This is a genomic window from Nonomuraea endophytica, assembly GCF_014203235.1.
GTDB classification, from domain to species: domain Bacteria; phylum Actinomycetota; class Actinomycetes; order Streptosporangiales; family Streptosporangiaceae; genus Nonomuraea; species Nonomuraea endophytica.
In genome coordinates this window covers 182993-198046 of record NZ_JACHIN010000002.1, presented here as the reverse complement: position 1 = coordinate 198046, position 15054 = coordinate 182993, and the positions used below count along the sequence as shown (strand labels likewise).

General features: G+C 68.5%; 15 protein-coding genes and 2 pseudogenes. 11 read left to right on the top strand and 6 right to left on the bottom strand.

Annotated features, from left to right (window positions below; all coding sequences use genetic code 11):
• Positions 1–18 precede the first annotated feature (18 nt).
• The 4 genes and pseudogenes from HNR40_RS09030 to HNR40_RS09015 all read left to right on the top strand — a co-directional run bounded on the left by HNR40_RS09030 (position 19) and on the right by HNR40_RS09015 (position 2565).
• Positions 19–621 (top strand): TetR/AcrR family transcriptional regulator, encoded by a 603-nt coding sequence (locus HNR40_RS09030; protein ID WP_221340182.1) that lies wholly within the window; start codon positions 19–21, stop codon positions 619–621.
• 492 nt (positions 622–1113) lie between these two features.
• The gene (locus HNR40_RS09025; protein ID WP_184959799.1) at positions 1114–1461 is read left to right on the top strand and encodes a hypothetical protein; all 348 of its coding nucleotides are present in this window, start codon (positions 1114–1116) and stop codon (positions 1459–1461) included.
• A pseudogene (locus tag HNR40_RS57825) lies at positions 1377–2291 on the top strand (aminotransferase class III-fold pyridoxal phosphate-dependent enzyme); the annotation flags it as partial. The gene HNR40_RS09025 and the pseudogene HNR40_RS57825, both read left to right, overlap by 85 nt.
• A 124-nt stretch (positions 2292–2415) precedes the next feature.
• On the top strand, positions 2416–2565 hold the full coding sequence (locus HNR40_RS09015; protein WP_246508779.1) for an ABC transporter permease: 150 nt from the start codon (positions 2416–2418) through the stop codon (positions 2563–2565).
• Between the two features lie 27 nt (positions 2566–2592).
• On the opposite strand, the gene HNR40_RS09010 is transcribed toward HNR40_RS09015, so the two are convergent.
• Both HNR40_RS09010 and HNR40_RS09005 read right to left on the bottom strand, forming a co-directional pair.
• Positions 2593–3906: an alpha/beta hydrolase family protein gene (locus HNR40_RS09010; RefSeq protein WP_184959798.1), complete on the bottom strand. Its 1314-nt coding sequence runs from the start codon at positions 3904–3906 to the stop codon at positions 2593–2595.
• Entirely contained in the window at positions 3903–5048 is a 1146-nt protein-coding gene (locus HNR40_RS09005; protein ID WP_184959797.1) for a serine hydrolase domain-containing protein, read from the bottom strand. Before HNR40_RS09005 ends, HNR40_RS09010 begins: the two co-directional genes overlap by 4 nt.
• A 313-nt stretch (positions 5049–5361) precedes the next feature.
• Between HNR40_RS09005 and HNR40_RS09000 the strand changes: the two genes are divergently transcribed.
• Positions 5362–5517 carry a hypothetical protein gene (locus HNR40_RS09000; RefSeq protein ID WP_184959796.1) on the top strand — a complete coding sequence of 52 codons (156 nt, stop codon included), beginning with the start codon at positions 5362–5364 and terminating at the stop codon, positions 5515–5517.
• 83 nt (positions 5518–5600) lie between these two features.
• Here HNR40_RS09000 and HNR40_RS08995 read toward each other — a convergent pair whose 3' ends face one another.
• A complete protein-coding gene (locus HNR40_RS08995; protein ID WP_184959795.1) occupies positions 5601–5921 on the bottom strand; it encodes a hypothetical protein in 321 nt (106 codons plus the stop codon).
• Between the two features lie 30 nt (positions 5922–5951).
• Between HNR40_RS08995 and HNR40_RS56130 the strand changes: the two genes are divergently transcribed.
• The 6 genes and pseudogenes from HNR40_RS56130 (at position 5952) to HNR40_RS08970 (ending at position 12277) form a co-directional block, all read left to right on the top strand.
• Positions 5952–6083 carry a hypothetical protein gene (locus HNR40_RS56130; protein WP_281395109.1) on the top strand — a complete coding sequence of 44 codons (132 nt, stop codon included), beginning with the start codon at positions 5952–5954 and terminating at the stop codon, positions 6081–6083.
• Positions 6084–6400: 317 nt separating this feature from the next.
• Positions 6401–7951 (top strand): SdrD B-like domain-containing protein, encoded by a 1551-nt coding sequence (locus HNR40_RS08990; RefSeq protein WP_184959794.1) that lies wholly within the window; start codon positions 6401–6403, stop codon positions 7949–7951.
• A gap of 363 nt (positions 7952–8314) precedes the next feature.
• The gene (locus tag HNR40_RS08985) at positions 8315–8911 is read left to right on the top strand and encodes a transposase (protein WP_184959793.1); all 597 of its coding nucleotides are present in this window, start codon (positions 8315–8317) and stop codon (positions 8909–8911) included.
• Positions 8912–9276: 365 nt separating this feature from the next.
• Complete coding sequence (locus HNR40_RS08980) at positions 9277–9597, top strand: hypothetical protein (RefSeq protein WP_184959792.1); 321 nt, start codon at positions 9277–9279, stop codon at positions 9595–9597.
• Positions 9598–10367: 770 nt separating this feature from the next.
• Positions 10368–11281, top strand: a pseudogene (locus HNR40_RS08975) (DUF817 family protein).
• A gap of 351 nt (positions 11282–11632) precedes the next feature.
• Positions 11633–12277 carry a hypothetical protein gene (locus HNR40_RS08970; RefSeq protein ID WP_184959791.1) on the top strand — a complete coding sequence of 215 codons (645 nt, stop codon included), beginning with the start codon at positions 11633–11635 and terminating at the stop codon, positions 12275–12277.
• Here the strand turns inward: HNR40_RS08970 and HNR40_RS08965 are convergent.
• The 3 genes from HNR40_RS08965 to HNR40_RS08955 form a co-directional block, all read right to left on the bottom strand.
• Positions 12201–12911 carry an alpha/beta fold hydrolase gene (locus tag HNR40_RS08965; protein ID WP_184959790.1) on the bottom strand — a complete coding sequence of 237 codons (711 nt, stop codon included), beginning with the start codon at positions 12909–12911 and terminating at the stop codon, positions 12201–12203. The two genes, HNR40_RS08970 and HNR40_RS08965, sit on opposite strands and share 77 nt — an antisense overlap.
• A gap of 365 nt (positions 12912–13276) precedes the next feature.
• Positions 13277–13879, bottom strand: a complete 603-nt coding sequence (locus HNR40_RS08960; RefSeq protein ID WP_184959789.1) for a DJ-1/PfpI family protein — start codon at positions 13877–13879, stop codon at positions 13277–13279.
• Positions 13876–14880 carry a GlxA family transcriptional regulator gene (locus HNR40_RS08955; RefSeq protein ID WP_312896252.1) on the bottom strand — a complete coding sequence of 335 codons (1005 nt, stop codon included), beginning with the start codon at positions 14878–14880 and terminating at the stop codon, positions 13876–13878. Before HNR40_RS08955 ends, HNR40_RS08960 begins: the two co-directional genes overlap by 4 nt.
• Between the last annotated feature and the right edge of the window lie 174 nt (positions 14881–15054).

The following is a 15054-nucleotide window of genomic DNA, read 5'->3' as shown; positions in this document are numbered from 1 at the left end:
TTTTCCAATGGATAAACTGTGGGAGTGATCCTGTCAAGCACGGAACGCAAAGGCGACGCACGCGAGCGTCTCCTGGCTCGGCTTCTCGACGCCTTCGGCGAGGACCTTCCCTCACCGGAGGTGTCGCTCCGCGAGATCGCCGCCCGGACCGAGACCAGCCATGCCCTCCTGCGGTACCACTTCGGGTCACTCCCGGGCGTTTTGGCGGCCATGCTCAAGGCGCAGCGATCTCGTGACAACGAGGCACTTTTCGCGGCCGCCCAGCAGGGCACCTTTGACGACCTCGTCGTGGCGATCTGGCGGACCTACACCCGCCCGCAGCAGTTGTCACGGGTACGCGGCTTCTTTCACGTGGTCGGACTGGCTGCCTATAGGCCGGAGGACTTTCGTGAGTTCATCGACTCGCTCGACGACCTGACCAAGATGCTGGCGTCGCTCGCGGAACGTGAAGGACTCTCCACCACGGAAGCGCTGACTACGGCCACTGTCACCGTTGCCGCGATTCGTGGCCTGCTCTTACAGCAGGTTCTGACTCCAGCGGTCCAGTCGGAGGACGCTGTCGCCTTGATTCTGCGCATGAGCAAGGGCCGATCCGTTCCACGAACACGTCCTGGGGTTTGAGCAGGGAGCCGCCTGTCGCCACGACGCCTACCTCCCGCACCCGCTTCACCTTCTGCCCCTGGATACAGCGCCGAAAGGTACTCAGCGGAGCCATCAACGAGTACCAGCGGGCCATCACGGTCTGGGAGTCCGTCGGCGTCGGGCCGGGCTCCCGAGTGGCCGTAGCCCGCCTGGGCCACCTCGGGGTGAAGCTGGCCGCCGCCCTGGATGGCACACTGCGCCGAGCAGCAGACCACCGCAGACGTCGAGGTCCTGCCCTCGGCCCGCGTCCAGGACGTGCTCGATCGCCTGGCGCAGGGCAACGCGCGCTACCGCTTCGTACTGGACCTGTCACGCCATGACGAGGCGAGCGCCTGTGCGCTCACCGCCTGCGAAGACTTTTACCCCTCCGCCACATGCGCGAGGCGTAGTCACGTGAAAGCGTTGAGTAACAAAGGGTGGGGTTCCGGCCTTCCGGACCCCCTCCCAGCCCACCGTGAAAGGTCGTGCCCCGTGCGTCTGCGCCAAGCCGCTGTTGCCCTCGCCGTCGTCCTCACCGCCATGTCCACCGCTCCCGCTCCCGCCTTCGCCGCCGAGGGCGAGTTCTCGTACACCTTCGTGGGCTTGGACGGGACCCCGCAGCGAGCGACGCTTTCCGATCCGGAGAGCTGGGAGTGCATCACCCTGCCCGAGGTGGCCGACCCTGATGCGAGCCAACCTGCCCACTCGCCGCGCAACCGGACCACGTCCACCGCCACGGTCTTCACCGGCCCCGAATGCGATGGCGACTACTTCACCCTTCGCCCGGTCGTCGGCCGGGGTGGCGAGCGGCTGAAGCTGCGGTCGGTGGTGTTCTCCTAGAACCGGTAGCCGCATCCACGCGGGCCGCCGGGCGCCCCAGCCCGGCGGTCACTCCGGCCGTAACTCGTCGCTCCGCTGTCTGGGCCTTCCGCTCGGGTCGGAACCACCCCGGGGAAAGCACCTCTCCGCATCGTCACCGTCTACACGCTGGTGTTCGCGGCCGGGATGATCCCGGCGAGCAGGCTGAGCCGGACGATCGGCCCCCAACTCGCCGCCGCCCTGGGCCTCACGCTCCTGGCCGCCTGTCTGTTCTACGGAGCCACCACCGGCACCGCGATGACGGCCATATACGGACTCGGCCCCGGCTTCGTCCTGCCCACCGCGATGGACGCGGCGCTCAGGGCCCTGTCGCCGGCGCTCTCGCCGACTGGCTGGTGGTCCCCTTCAACGACGCCGAGGCCCTCACCGCGCTGTTCGACCGGCACGGCGCCGAGATCGCCGCCGTCATCTGCGAGCCGATGATGTGCAACGCGGGCGCCATCCCGCCCAGGGCCGGCTTCCTCGACCTGGTGCGCGAGCTGACGGACCGGGCCGGCGCCGTGCTCGTCTTCGACGAGGTCATCACGGGGTTCCGGCTCGCACTCGGCGGTGCCGCGCGGCACTTCGGCGTGACACCCGACCTCGCCGTGTACGGCAAGGCGCTGGCGGGAGGCTGGCCGGTCAGCGCGGTGGCCGGACGGGCCGATCTGATGGCCAGGTTCGGCACCGGAAAGGTCAACCACTCCGGCACGTTCAACGCCTCGGTGATGGCGGCGGCCGCCATCGTCGCCACCCTCGACACGCTGACCTCGGCCCCGCCGTACGCGCGGATCGAGGACCACGGGCGCCGGCTGATGGCGGGGCTGGCCGAGCTGGGGCGGCGGCACGGCGTGCCGCTGCGGGTGCAAGGGCTGCCGGTGGCCTTCCACGTGAGCTTCGGGCCACCGCGGCCCGTCCACGACCTGGCCGGACTCCATGCGCTCGACCTGGCGGGCCTGGACCCCGCTCCTCGACGTGCGCGTCACCCTGCTGGCCCCGCTCCTGGGTGCGGTCGTCGGCCTGCTCGCCGGGCTCTACCCGTCGCTGCGCGCCGCCCGGATGGAACCGGCGGACGCCCTCCGCTGACATCCACCCGGCCCGGCCAGGGGTCTCCTAAGGTACGAAGGCGATCTCGGGGAAGTGGCGTGAAGGGCCGTTCAGCATATGGCGGTCTCGGCCCAGCAGGTGCAGATCGAAGAAGGCGGCGATGTACGTGCGCTGGGCCAGGATCGACCTCCCGCCGGCGACGACGCCGATGCGGGGGTCGAGCTTGGCCGCCACGGAGAGGTTCCAGTGCTCGGCGACCTGCCGGAACAGGAGCTGGAGATCCGTGAAGCTCTCGTGCGCGCCGTCACGCAGGGTGAAATCGCGCTTCCACCCCCGGTGCGCCTTCCAGAAGCTCGCCCAGGACGTGTCGTCGTTGGTGGGGTTGGCCGCTCCGATCACATGGTTGTGGTTGACGATCTGGCCCTGGGGATTGATCAGCCGGCCGCCGCCGAACAGGAGGAAGGCCCGATCCCTGCCCAGGCCCCGCTGGGCGGCTTGGCCGTACGAGCCGTCGAAGGGCGGCTTCATCTGGCCGTCGAGGTTGATCCCGGCGCGGATCCGCCTGTCGTGGAACATCGCCTCGGCCGTGGTGAAACCCCCGCCGGAGTGGCCGAACATGCCGGTCCGCCGCAGATCCAGCGAGCCGGGCAGGCCCGGAGGCAGCGGCCTTCGGGACGCGTCCACGTTGTGGCCGTCGTCCAGGCGTTCCAGCTCGTCGAGGACGAATCTGACGTCGGCCACCCGGGCGTTCATCATCTTATTGATGAACTCGATGTTCTTCAGCAGTTCCGGGCTCGGCCGCTGAGCCGAGACCTCGACCCGACCACCGGGGAACTCGACCGCCGCCGCCTCGAAGGTGTGGTCGATCGACACCACCACGTAGCCGTGACTCGCCAGGTCCTCGGTGTGCGCGCCGTGCGCTTCGCGGCTGCCCCAGACCCCGTGCGAAACCAGCACCACCGGCAGCCCGCCGCGCCGCCGGTGGACGGGAGCGCCCACTCGGGCGTGCCCGAGCATCCCGCGCCAGTTCACCGTTCCCTTCGCGATGCCCAGGTAGTCGTTGAGGCCCTCCAGGGCCTTCGACTGAGTCGGCGTCATCCAGGAACCTCGTGGGCACCCTCCGGTCGCACGAGCCGGGTAGGTGACGGTCACCATCAGCTCGCGCTTCCTGCCGGGATTCCAGGGATCTCGCCGCTTACGGTCGACCAGGTGGATCATCACCCGGCCGATCGGATAGGCGCCCGTCGGCGCCGGCATCACGGGAGTGAACGACGTCGGCGACGACCCCGCCGCGATCGCCGGTAGCGCGTTGACCGCCAGCAGCACGGCCGGCGCGAGCCCCAGGACGGCACGCCTTCTCGGGCGCGTCTGCTCGATCATGACGCACCGGGGCAGATCACGGACTCCGCCGCCTTCTGCAGCAGGCCGGGCTTGTCCAGGACGTCCCTGCGGACCTTGTCCGGCCCGCTGAGGGTGATGGAGAACGCGAACTGGCGCCGTCCGTCGTTGGACGTGGCCGTGGCGCTGATGTAGCCGGGGAAACTGCCGACCTGCGTACCGGCGCAGGGCTGAGGCCCCGGAGGCGGTTCGGGCATGCCCTCGGGCGGGTCGCTGAGCACCTTCATCAGCTTGGGCGGCAGCAGCTTGCCGCCGCGGAACGCGCGGGCGAAGGTGCTGAGGTCACGGGCCGTGGAGATGACACCGCCGGCCGCGCCGCCGAAGGACGGATTCAGCCGGGACACGTCATGGAGCTTTCCCGAGGCGTCGGACATGTAGCTGTGCGCGTGAGTGCCCTTGATACCCGGTTTCGTGGCCAGATAGCTGCGGGTCATGCGCAGCGGCTTGAAGATCCGCCGGTCGATCTCGCTCCGCAGAGAGCGGCCGGTCACCTTCTCGACGATCATGCCGAGCAGGGTGAAGTTGGTGTTGGAGTAGGAGAAGCGTTCGCCGGGTGCGCCGGTGCGGGGCAGGCCCCTGGACAGCTTGACGACCTCCAGCGGGCTGTGGTGGCGGTCGACGTCCTTGAAGAAGTAGCGGTCGGGGTCGGCGGCGATCTTGCCGCCCCAGTCGGGGATGCCGGAGGTGTGGCGCAGAAGGTGCCGGACAGTGATGCTGTTCGCCTTCTGCACGATGGCCCCCCGCCTGACCTGGGGCAGCAGCTTGCCGACCTTGTCGTCCAGGCCGAGCTTGCCCTCCTTGACCAACTGCAGCACGGCCACGGCGATCATCAGCTTCGTCTGCGAACCGGCCCGGTAGCGGGCGCCCGGCGGCACCTTCCCACCCTTGCCATCCCGCAGGCGCGATCCGGCCGAGCCGCTGCCGACCAGGCGGCCGTCGACCCGTGCCTCGCCGATCACCGCGAGCACGCCCGGGGTCCTGGCCAGGGCGTCGACCGCCGCCTGCACATCGCCCAGTTCATCCCCGGCGGCGCTCACCGGCCGCTCCGCGGCCTGGGCCGCCGGGGCAAAGCTCAAGGTCAGCGCGGCCGCGAGGGCGAGCGCCGATCCCGTTCTTCTGCGCATGTTCACTCCCGTGTTGGTGGTCACTCCACGCTAGGAAGCGGTTGACGCGGGGTTATCGCCCTGGAGAACGGGATTTCGCACAGGCCGGTCGGCGGGTCGCTCCGTCAGGAGGATGACGGAGCCGACCTCAACCGCCTACGCGAACACGCAGGTCAGCGTCCAAGAGGTCGAGCGTGCCCCGATTTCGGTGGCGCACGCGTAGCGGGCCTGCGTTCACCATGTCCGGGGCTGGCTTCCCGGTCAGGCGCGCGGTTGGTCGGCGTGCTCGAGCACGGACGGCTCGGTCGTCCGGCGGGCGGTGAGCGTGGCCACGATGCACGGCATCCGGGCGACCCTTCGGCATGCGCTGAGCGTGGCCATCTGCCAGGGCCGGCTGATCGACTCCAACCCTGCGGCGGTGCTGGAGATGCCGGCCAAGACCCGGCCCGAGCCGCTGGTGTGGATCCGGGAGTTGGCGCGATGGAGATGATCGAGGAACCAGGTGCCACATGGCCGTGTCGTGCGCGCCCCCGTGGCCGTGGCGCGCTGGAGGAGCAGGTGCGTGCTACCGCTTCAAAACTCGTGTGATCGCAGGTGGCGTTCGCCGTAGACGAGCATGCGGTCGGTGCACTCAGCTCGGCCGGTGCGCCCCCAGCGTTCGGCGTAGCAGTTGGCTGGAGGCGTTCGCGGTGGAGTCTTCATCACCGTGATCCCCTCGCTGGCGGCGGTAAATTTGGTATCCCGATCACGGATGAGGAACCGAAACGAGCCCAGCCTGCTCCTGAGGTTCATGAGCAGATTGCGGACGTGCTGAGTCGTCCACGCGCCGGTGGGGCTGGCGGTCACGCCCAGGATGTGCACGCGCCGTGCCTCCACCTCCATCACAAACAACACGTACAGACGCTGCAAGAGAATTGTGTCGACGTGGAAGAAATCGGCGGCAACGATGTGCTCGGCCTGGGCGATCAGGAACTGCTTTCCATGTTGGTCCGCCGCAGCGCGGGCGGTCAGGAGTGCCGGGCGGTGCTCACTACGCGCTCGCCGCCCTCGATCTGAGCGACACTGGCCGCGGCCTCTGAACCCTCCCGGGCCACCTGCGACAAGCCCTGGCCGAACTTAAGGACCTCGCCGACGAGCAATAAGGACTTCATGGAAACCTCCCAAATAGTCCCTTTGTTGGATTTTCACCCCTAGAGTCCTATTTGCGGGGGAAATGGAATACTCCTCGGGTTAGAATTTTATGGCTATTGCGCGTGTTGTCGGACCGGTCGCCTCGGTTAGTGTTCTAGGTCCATCGGGGATCAGTGTTCACGTTTCTTATCGCAGAGGTCGACATGCGATCCACAGTTTCCCCGAAAAGGCTGTCGCGCGGTATGTGTGCATTAATTGCGCTCGCTGCCATACTTTGTTTTCCCGGCGCGGCGTCCGCCTCCGACAACTGGACCTACGGTGCTGCTGCCTTCACCAGCCAGCACGGCGGGGAGCCGGTCAAGCTCGACGACGGTGACGTACTGATGGCCGGTGCCTACGACGCCGGCAACCACGCCGCCTCGACCGCCGAGCTCTACACCACAGGCGTCACCCTCGACGGCACGGTCTACGACGACGCCAACGGCAACGGCGTCCGCGACACCGGGGAGAGCGGGCACGCGGGCGTGATCGTCACGCTCTACTCCGGTCTGGGCTTCGGGCAGGTGAACGAGCAGCTAACGGCCACCACGGACGCCGATGGCGGCTACTCCTTCCCCGACGTCGCGCCCGCCGAAGAGAACTGGCTCCACATGCGACCGCCGTCCGGGACGGTCGGCACGACACTGGGCATCGTCGGCCTGCCCCATCTGGGATCCGGCTACGTGCAGGATTTCGGCATCTCCCCGGCGCCGGCGCTGGCCACGGTTTTCGCCGACGACTTCACCGACGCCGACGGCACCACCCTCGTCGCACACGACAACGGGTGGACAGCTGAGCAGTCCATGCCTGTCATCCAGGGCAACGCCCTGACCTTCCCCGGCGGGGCCGACCCCGTCGGACTGCCCGCGCTCCTGCTCACCGACCAGTGCCTGTCCTTCGACGTCAGATTCCCCACAGCCGGGATCGTCGCCCTCCACGTACGGCAGCAGCACGCCACACCGTTCGGCGGCACGGGCTACGGCTCTGATCTCAACACCATCGCCGAACACCCCAACTACAACTTCATCTCCCTCTACAAGGACGGCGGCTACTTCAACAACGGGACCAACCCGCCCAAGGCCGTGTTCGGCACCGACCCGCACCGGGTGAAGCTGTGCGCCATCGGCGGCCAGCTTCGCAGCTACGTCGACGACACGCTCACCAACGCCGCGACCGACGCCGCCTACGCCCAGGGATACCTCAGCCTCGGGATCAGCGCAGGGAACGTTATCGACAACGTGAAGATCGAGGGCCTCCAGGCGCAGACCAGGCAGCTCACAGCGCTGGGCTCGCCGAGGATCTGGATCGGGCTCAAGAACAGCGACGACGTGGGCGTTAAATTCGACCTGCTCGCCGAGGTCTACCGCGACTCCACCCTGGTGGCCTCCGGTCAGCTCAACAGCTTCGGTGGCGGCAGCAGCGGCTTCAACAACGCGCATCTGGCCACCGTCACCCTCGCCCCATTCACCCCGGTGAGCTTCCCCCCGGGATCACAGCTCAAGCTGCGAGTGTCGGTGCGAAACGCGTGCACAGGCTCGAGGCACAACTCCGGCGTGGCACGCCTGTGGTACAACGACGCGGCGGCCAACAGCGGCTTGAGCGCCACGATCGACGCGCAAGCCACGTACTACCTGCGAGACACCGCGCTCCTCGCCCTCACCGTGGGGCCAGGGCCGAAAAAGACCACGGACATCCAGTCCGGAGCCAAGTGCAGCGCCTTCAAGCCGTTTGGCACTTGGACCGTCACACCATGAGGCTGATGGTCGATGAACGTGCTGCTGCCGCTGTCGCCACCCTCTGGAAGGATCGGCGCTGCCGAGTACTGGCCGGACGAAGAGGATCTCATGACCATCCGTGGCGTGACAGTCCAGAAACGCGACTCCACCAGGCCCGGGGCACACCAAATCCGTCCCTGGATCACTATCGGTTCACCCCCCACGGGCGTGGGGAGAACTGGACGGCGGCGATGATGCCAGGTCACCCCAGCCCCGATCTTGCGCTGGCATCGCAACCTCGTAGCACGCAAATGGACCTTCACCAACCGGCGGCGTTCGGGACGGCCCGCACCCGTCGGCCGATCAGAGCACTGATTGTGCGGATGTCCGGGGGAACCTGACTTGGGGACATCGGAGAATGCAGGCGAATTGGCCCGGCTGGGGTACAACCTCGCTGCCTCCAACGGCATGGGAATCCTGCACGCCGGTTTCGGCCCGGCGTACCGCCGAGCATGGCACCCGGCGACCGCAGCTGGCCGGGGCGGCTGTACATCCGACCGGGGAGTGGACGGTGCGCAGGCTCGCAACCTGGTGATGGACCTGGGTGACCGTTTCCCGGGGTTACGGTTCGTGATCCACGATCGCGAACCGCTCTTCACCTCCGCCTTCCGGGAGGTCTTCACAGTTGCAGAGCTGCGGATCGTCACCACGTTGGCGCGGACGCCGCGGATGAACGCCGTCTGCGAGCGGGTCATCGCCACACTGCGCCGCGAACTCCCGGACCGAAGCGTGATCCTCAATGAACGCCACCTGACCCGCGTGCTCCAGGAGCATCCAATGCACCACAACGGGCACCGGCCGCACCAGCTACGGGACCAACGTCCCGCGGACAGCGTAGCAAGGCCCACCCGGGACGTAACCGACCTCAACGACCTGCGATCCATCCGCCGACAGCCCGTCGTCGCAGGCACGATCAGCGAACACCGCCACTCTGCGTAACCGCAGCTCAGGGCACGCACCTCAATATTCGGGCGGAACAGGCTGAGCGCGTCGATGTAGTCGTCGGCGACGGGCAGCTGCGTGGGTCGGCGTCGGGCGCGAGCTGGGCGCCGGCGATGAAGATCCTGAACACCTCGTCGATGGCGTCCACGAGCCGGACGGTCTGCGGCAGCAGGGCTCGGTGGTTGCGGCGATGTTCGCCGGCTCGACGATCACGGGTGCGGTGGCCACAACAGCGTGCCTCCCGCGCAGACCGGCGCGGCACAGTATGCCGCCACGAAAAGCCGATCAAAAGCCAAACCGACTAGCTTTCCGGACGTAGCCACTTCGAAGATCAACAGATGCACCGAAGGAGCATGAATCCGTTGAAGCGATCCCTGGCCCTGGTTGCTGCGGCTGTTGCCGTGATGGGTCTCACCACCCTCCCCACCAGCGCGTCGGCAACCGCCCAGAGCGCGTTGCCCTGCTGGACGAGCTTCGATCCGCCGAGCCCCAATGGGGGCGCGATGGTCCACTACTACAAGAACTGCACCGAGACCAGGGTCGGCGTCTGCCCGGCCTATACCAAGGACGGCAAGCGAACGGAGCTCAGGAACATCAGGAAGTACGCCGACGCCAACGGCGTGGTCTCGTGGTGGTTCAACTGGACTGTCAAGGGCGCGCAGTACACCACGATCCACTGCTAGCCAGGCCCTCGGATGTGAGCACCCGGTGGGGTGCTCACCTCCTGGACAGCATCGAGGCGGTCGGTGCTTCTCGCCCGATGTGGCGAGTTTCTGGAAGCCGTATCGTCTGATGGTGGCTGTGGCCGCGACCAGCGCGGTCCCTGAGTCGGTGCTCGCCACATCGGGTGAGAAACAGTGTCGCTTCGCCACCGGCTCCGCCAGATCACTTGAGAACTCGCCACTTCGGCTGCGACCTCACAGCTCCAGCCGAGTTGGCCTCGCCGCGCGAGGGAGTCACGGGAGTAGCCGGGAAGCGTCAATAGCGGCACGGGCTTCAGCGCTGTCGCCATGTGGCCCTGACCAGGGACGGCCCACGCTAACTGAGCCCTCGTCGGCGCCGAACTCGCGCTGTGGTGCTGGGTGACGCCTATTGACGCGTCACGCAGTGACCGAGCATGAGCATCAGGCCGGCTCGCCGTGGATGAAACGGCAGGAGCGTCAGGATCCCAGCCCATCACCCGGCGGCCGGTCAGCTCTTCGATCGCGGCCGACGTAGCAGCCTCGGCGCCAGCCGTATTCCAGGCGGGAGACGCCATCGAGAAGGCCGAACTCGTCCAGGTAATCGCGGTCCGCCGAGGGGTTACCGGCGATCGGTTCAGGCACGCTCCAGAATCCGGACATAACTTCTGATTCTTCGTCGCAGGGCGGAACGCAAGCCTCCGTGCTAGTAGGCGATCTCCCGTTCACCTTGGGCGCTCGGTGCCGAGGATCGCCGCACCAGCAGCCCCGCCATGCGCGCCTGCAGACCATCGGCCGCCACCACATCGCGCACTCCACCGACAAGCCGCGAAGTCAGGTTGCAGCAGTCGCCGTCGCCGGGCCGGTTGCGACTTCCTCGTTTCTGCACTGAACCTCCCCGAAGGCCGCAGAACTTCGGCGTCGTGGAGGATCTCGGACAGAGCATGACGTTCTCAGTCGCCCAGCTGATCCGCTTCGTGTGCGCCGAGGCCAGGTCGTGCCGGTTCGCAGTGGCCATGTTCGTGGGCCTCGCCGCCTCGTCGGTACTGCCGCTGCCGATCCCGCGCTACGACGCACTGCTGGTCTACGCCGTGACCGTGACTGTGGTCTTCCGTGCGCTGCGGTGGGAGAGCACCCAGGAGACGGTGGTCATCGCAGGGTTCCATCTGGTCGGGCTGGCCTTCGAGCTGATCAAGGTCAGGTTCGGGTCGTGGAGCTATCCCGAGGACGCCTTCACGAAGTTCGGGCGATCTACGCGAACTTCATCACCCAGCACTGGTGGATCGACCTGCGTATCCCGCTCGCCCTCGCGCTCGCCGTGGCCACGTGGGGGACCGTGGTGCACTTCACCGTGGGCGAGCATCGCTACCAGATGCCGCTGGCACAGTCGCTCGTCCTCATCGGATTCTTCCTGTGGGTGGCCGAGAACATCGCGACCTACTTGGGCGCCTGGCAGTACCCCTATCAGCGGGGGACGTGGCAGCTGGTCCATCCGGCCAAGTTCGGAGCCTGGGCGCTGCTGGTCAGCGTCACCTTCGTGATGGTCGCCTGCTGGCAGGGGAGACAGGGGCGGCTACACCTGCGGCCGCCCTTCCCTGGCCGCACCCGCGGCTGGGCACTGCCGCTGCGCCGCCTCGACGGCGCATGTGACCAGCCACGCCAACCGGATCGTTCCCTCTACGGCTGACCGGCGTTCGTTCCAGAACACCCCGAGAACCGCATAGCCATGTTCCGCGCGACCGCACGGCTCTGCGCGACGCACCCTGCGTCGGGCCGCCGACCGGCCTATCGCTTGTGATGTCGGGAACGAGGTACGGACTGTGGATGGGCGGCGCGCCGATCTCCTGGGGAGCGGCTGTCCACGTGCTGTACGGCCTGCCTGGAGGTGGCCACCCCCGGTGCCGAGAACCTCGCTGGCGACGCTCCGCAGGAGCGGGCAGCGCTGGATAGGGGATCGCCGGGGCGCCGGTCGGCCAGGACCCGCTGCCTGGAACCGGCGCGACCAGGGGTTCACCGGCGGGCTGAAGGAGCGGCAGGAGTGGATGCCGCTGCTGGGCCTGGCCCGATCGACGGCGTCGACTACACCCGCCTGCCCCGGGATCCGCCCGCCAGCACCACCAGGCCGCCGCCGCCGCCGGCGACTGCGGCTGTCGGCAGCCAGCTGCCGGACGGCTGGCCGCCGGAAGTGCCGTCGCCCGGCGCCGACGGCTGGCCGGACAAGGCGGTCGACTGGCTGCCGGACGAGGCGATGCCGCCGGACTACCGCAAGCACCGTGACGTCCTGGCCAAGCACCCTTTGCAGTCGGCCCGCTCCGCGTACGAACACACCGTCCGCGACGCCGTACGCGAGAGATACCGCGGCGCCGCCGTCGACCTGCGCGAGCAGCTGCCGCCCGAGGCCATCACCGCCGTCCTGGAGGTGCGCCGCGCCGAGCTCGCGCGCCTGGCCGAGCGGCAGCAGGCGATCGAGCACGTCGGCCGCGCCACCGGCCATCATGTCGTGTCATACGCTGCACCCGCCTGTCACCGGCGCCTCGGCGCCGACGAAGATCAGCTTGTGGGGTGGTCCGCGTCCGTTCCCGGGCGGCGCTCGGCGGGGGAGCGGGTCACTGCCGGGTCTTCGTGGCCGATGCTGCCCTGGCGTAGTTCACCAGCAGGTCGGCCACTGGTTTGGGGCGGCTGAGGGCGACGCAGTGGCTGCCCGGGATTTCGTCGGGGACGATGCCGAGGCGGTCGGCGGCCAGCCGGCGCATGAAGTCGGGCGGGAAGGTGCGGTCCTCGGTGCTGAGTACGAACCTGGTCGGAACGTCCGGCCAGGCGGCCAGCGGCCACGGGGCGGCAGAGGCGGTCCTGGAGGGGTGGTGGGCGCGTTCCTTGCTCAACGCCTCTTCGGCCAGTTCCCGGGGGACGTCCTGGTAGAAGCTGACGTAGGGGTCGGCGTGGCCGGTCAGCCCGCCGTCGCGCTTGGCCTGCTCGGCCACCGCAGTCTGGCAGCCGGTGCCGGCCCACCACTCATCGGGCGACTCGCCCGGTGTCGGGATCATGCCGGCCATCAGGACCAGCACATCGGCGGGGAGCCGGTCGGCGACCAGCGGGGCGGTGAAGGCGCCGAAGGAGTGGCCCACGACGACCAGGTCCCGCCTGTCGCCGACGACTTCGACCACGTGGTCGGCGTAGTCGGTCAGGGTCTGGGACTCGTCATCGCCTGGGAGGTCGGGAGCCAGGACGTCGTGCCCTTGTGCCCGTAGTTCGGCTTCGACCAGGTGCCAGTACCATCCAACGTCTCCGCCGCCGTGAATCAATACGAATGTGCTCATGGAAGTCTCCCTTGATCGGTGGGGCCAGGAATTGTCGTGGAAATTCCGAGCGCGCGACGGCGGCGGCGGGCATGGTGATCAGGCCGTCGACGAGGGGTGCCGCCGTCACGGGTGGTGGTGGCGTCATGCCGTACGCGCCGGGGGTGCCGGCGGTCGGTGCGGGCCGAGCCTTTGCCGCGGAACCCGGCCGCACAGCCGCCGAGGAACGTGTCCCCGATCGATCGCCTTGTGGCGTGTGGCACGGACCTGGTCGGCGCGTTCGGCCGCGCGTCGGCCGGTCGTGTTCGGAGCCGATGACGACGGCGGCCGAGAGCAGCGCGCCCTGCGGCAAGGTCGGGGCCGTCGGCTTCTTCGGTATCGCGGTTTCAGCCGATGGGCTCGTCGGCGAGGTACGGCGGCGCGGGCTCGTACTGGATGTAGCGGCGGACCGCACGCGCGTGCTCGCGGCCGTGCAAGCGGCCGATCAGCCACAGCGCCATGTCGATTCCGGCCGAGACGCCCTGACTGGTGACCAGGTTGCCGTCGACGACATAGCGCGCGTCACGCACCACCGTGATCTGTCCACGGGCCTGGAGCGTGTCCTCGAACGCGTGGTGGGTGGCGACGCGGCGGTTTCGTGCCGGTCCTGCCTCGTGCAGGAGCAGCGCTCCGGTGCACACGCTGGTCACCCAGTCCGCCTGGGCGGAGACCTTGGCGATCCAGCCGGTCACTACCGGATTGCCCACCTCGCGGCGGGTGCCCATGCCGCCGGGGACCAGCAGGACGTCCAGCGGCGGGTGGTCGCCCAGCGTGTGATCGGGCAGCACGCGCATGCCCTTGGCACAGCGAACCGGATCCTCCCGCTCGGCGATCAGCACGGCGGTGTCACCCCGGTCGCGGACCATGGCAGATGCGGTGAACACCTCCCAGGGCCCGGCGAAGTCGAGCTCCTCGGCACCCTCGAAGATCAGCAACCCATAGCTCGTCATACGTACTCCTTCGCAGATCGAAATCGGTCCCGGTACTCGGATGGCGCAACCCCCCGATGGCGGTGGAACACGCGGCGCAGGGACTCCGCCGTGCCGAACCCACTTCGCCGGGCGACCACCTCCACCGGCTCGTCACCCTCGACCAGGGCACGGCCCGCCGCCTCCACCCGCACCCGCTCCACGTACGTCGCGGGCGGCACACCGAGTTCGGCGGTGAAACGCCGCTGCAGGTGCCGCGGGCTCAACCCGGCACGGGCGGCCAGCTCCGGCAGGCCGTGCCGGGCGCCCGGATCCGCGTGGATCGCCTCCACCACCACACGGATCCGGTCGCTGGACGGCTGCGCGGACCACAACGGCACGCTGAACTGCGACTGGCTGCCCGGGCGCCGCAGGAACAGCACCATCTCCCGGGCCACGTCATGGGCCACATGCCGTCCGAAATCGTCCTCGACCAGTGCGAGCGCGAGATCCATTCCCGCGGTCACCCCTGCTGAGGTCCACACGTGACCGTCGCGGATGAAGATCGGATCGCAGTCCACGCTCACCTCGGGATGCTCGCGGACCAGCTGAGCTTCCCTGCGCCAGTGCGTGGTGACCCGGCGGCCGTCCAGCAGGCCGGCCGCGGCGAGCAGGAACACGCCGCTGCAGACAGAGGCCACGCGTCGCGCGGATGTCCCGGCGACGGCGATCCACCGGATCAGAGCGCTGTCGTGCCGTGCCTCGTCCACGCCGTTGCCACCGACAACGATCAGCGTGTCGATGCCGGACGGGTCGAGGTCGCCGACACTGTGCCCAGCCTGGACGCACAGGCCACCGGCAGAGCGTACGGGCCCGGATGCGGAGGCCACGATCTGACACAGGTACTCACCCGGATGGGTGAACACCTCGTACGGGCCGGCCAGGTCCAGTGGCTGGAAGCCCTCGAAGATGACGAAGGCGACACATGGTGGTGGGGTCACTCCTTCAGCGTCGCCGACGCCCAGGCCATGGCGCAACGACACGTACCCCACATATCACGCCATGCCGCTCCATGCCCTCCGCGCCGCTCCTGGTGAGTGTCCCGAGAGCGGCGGCTTGTCGAGCCGGCGGTCTGCGGGCCGCGCACGGGCACGGTACCCGGGGGGCGTAGCGGCTCGGTGCACGCCGAACTGGAGAAGATCTCCCCCGTGCCTCGG

Coding starts and splice junctions, on each gene's coding strand:
- HNR40_RS09010 (WP_184959798.1), bottom strand. CDS start 3,906: ATGATCGAGCAGACGCGCCCGAGAAGGCGTGCCGTCCTGGGGCTCGCG.
- HNR40_RS08990 (WP_184959794.1), top strand. CDS start 6,401: ATGTGTGCATTAATTGCGCTCGCTGCCATACTTTGTTTTCCCGGCGCG.
- HNR40_RS09015 (WP_246508779.1), top strand. CDS start 2,416: ATGCGCTCGACCTGGCGGGCCTGGACCCCGCTCCTCGACGTGCGCGTC.
- HNR40_RS09000 (WP_184959796.1), top strand. CDS start 5,362: ATGCACGGCATCCGGGCGACCCTTCGGCATGCGCTGAGCGTGGCCATC.
- HNR40_RS08960 (WP_184959789.1), bottom strand. CDS start 13,879: ATGACGAGCTATGGGTTGCTGATCTTCGAGGGTGCCGAGGAGCTCGAC.
- HNR40_RS09005 (WP_184959797.1), bottom strand. CDS start 5,048: ATGCGCAGAAGAACGGGATCGGCGCTCGCCCTCGCGGCCGCGCTGACC.
- HNR40_RS08965 (WP_184959790.1), bottom strand. CDS start 12,911: ATGAGCACATTCGTATTGATTCACGGCGGCGGAGACGTTGGATGGTAC.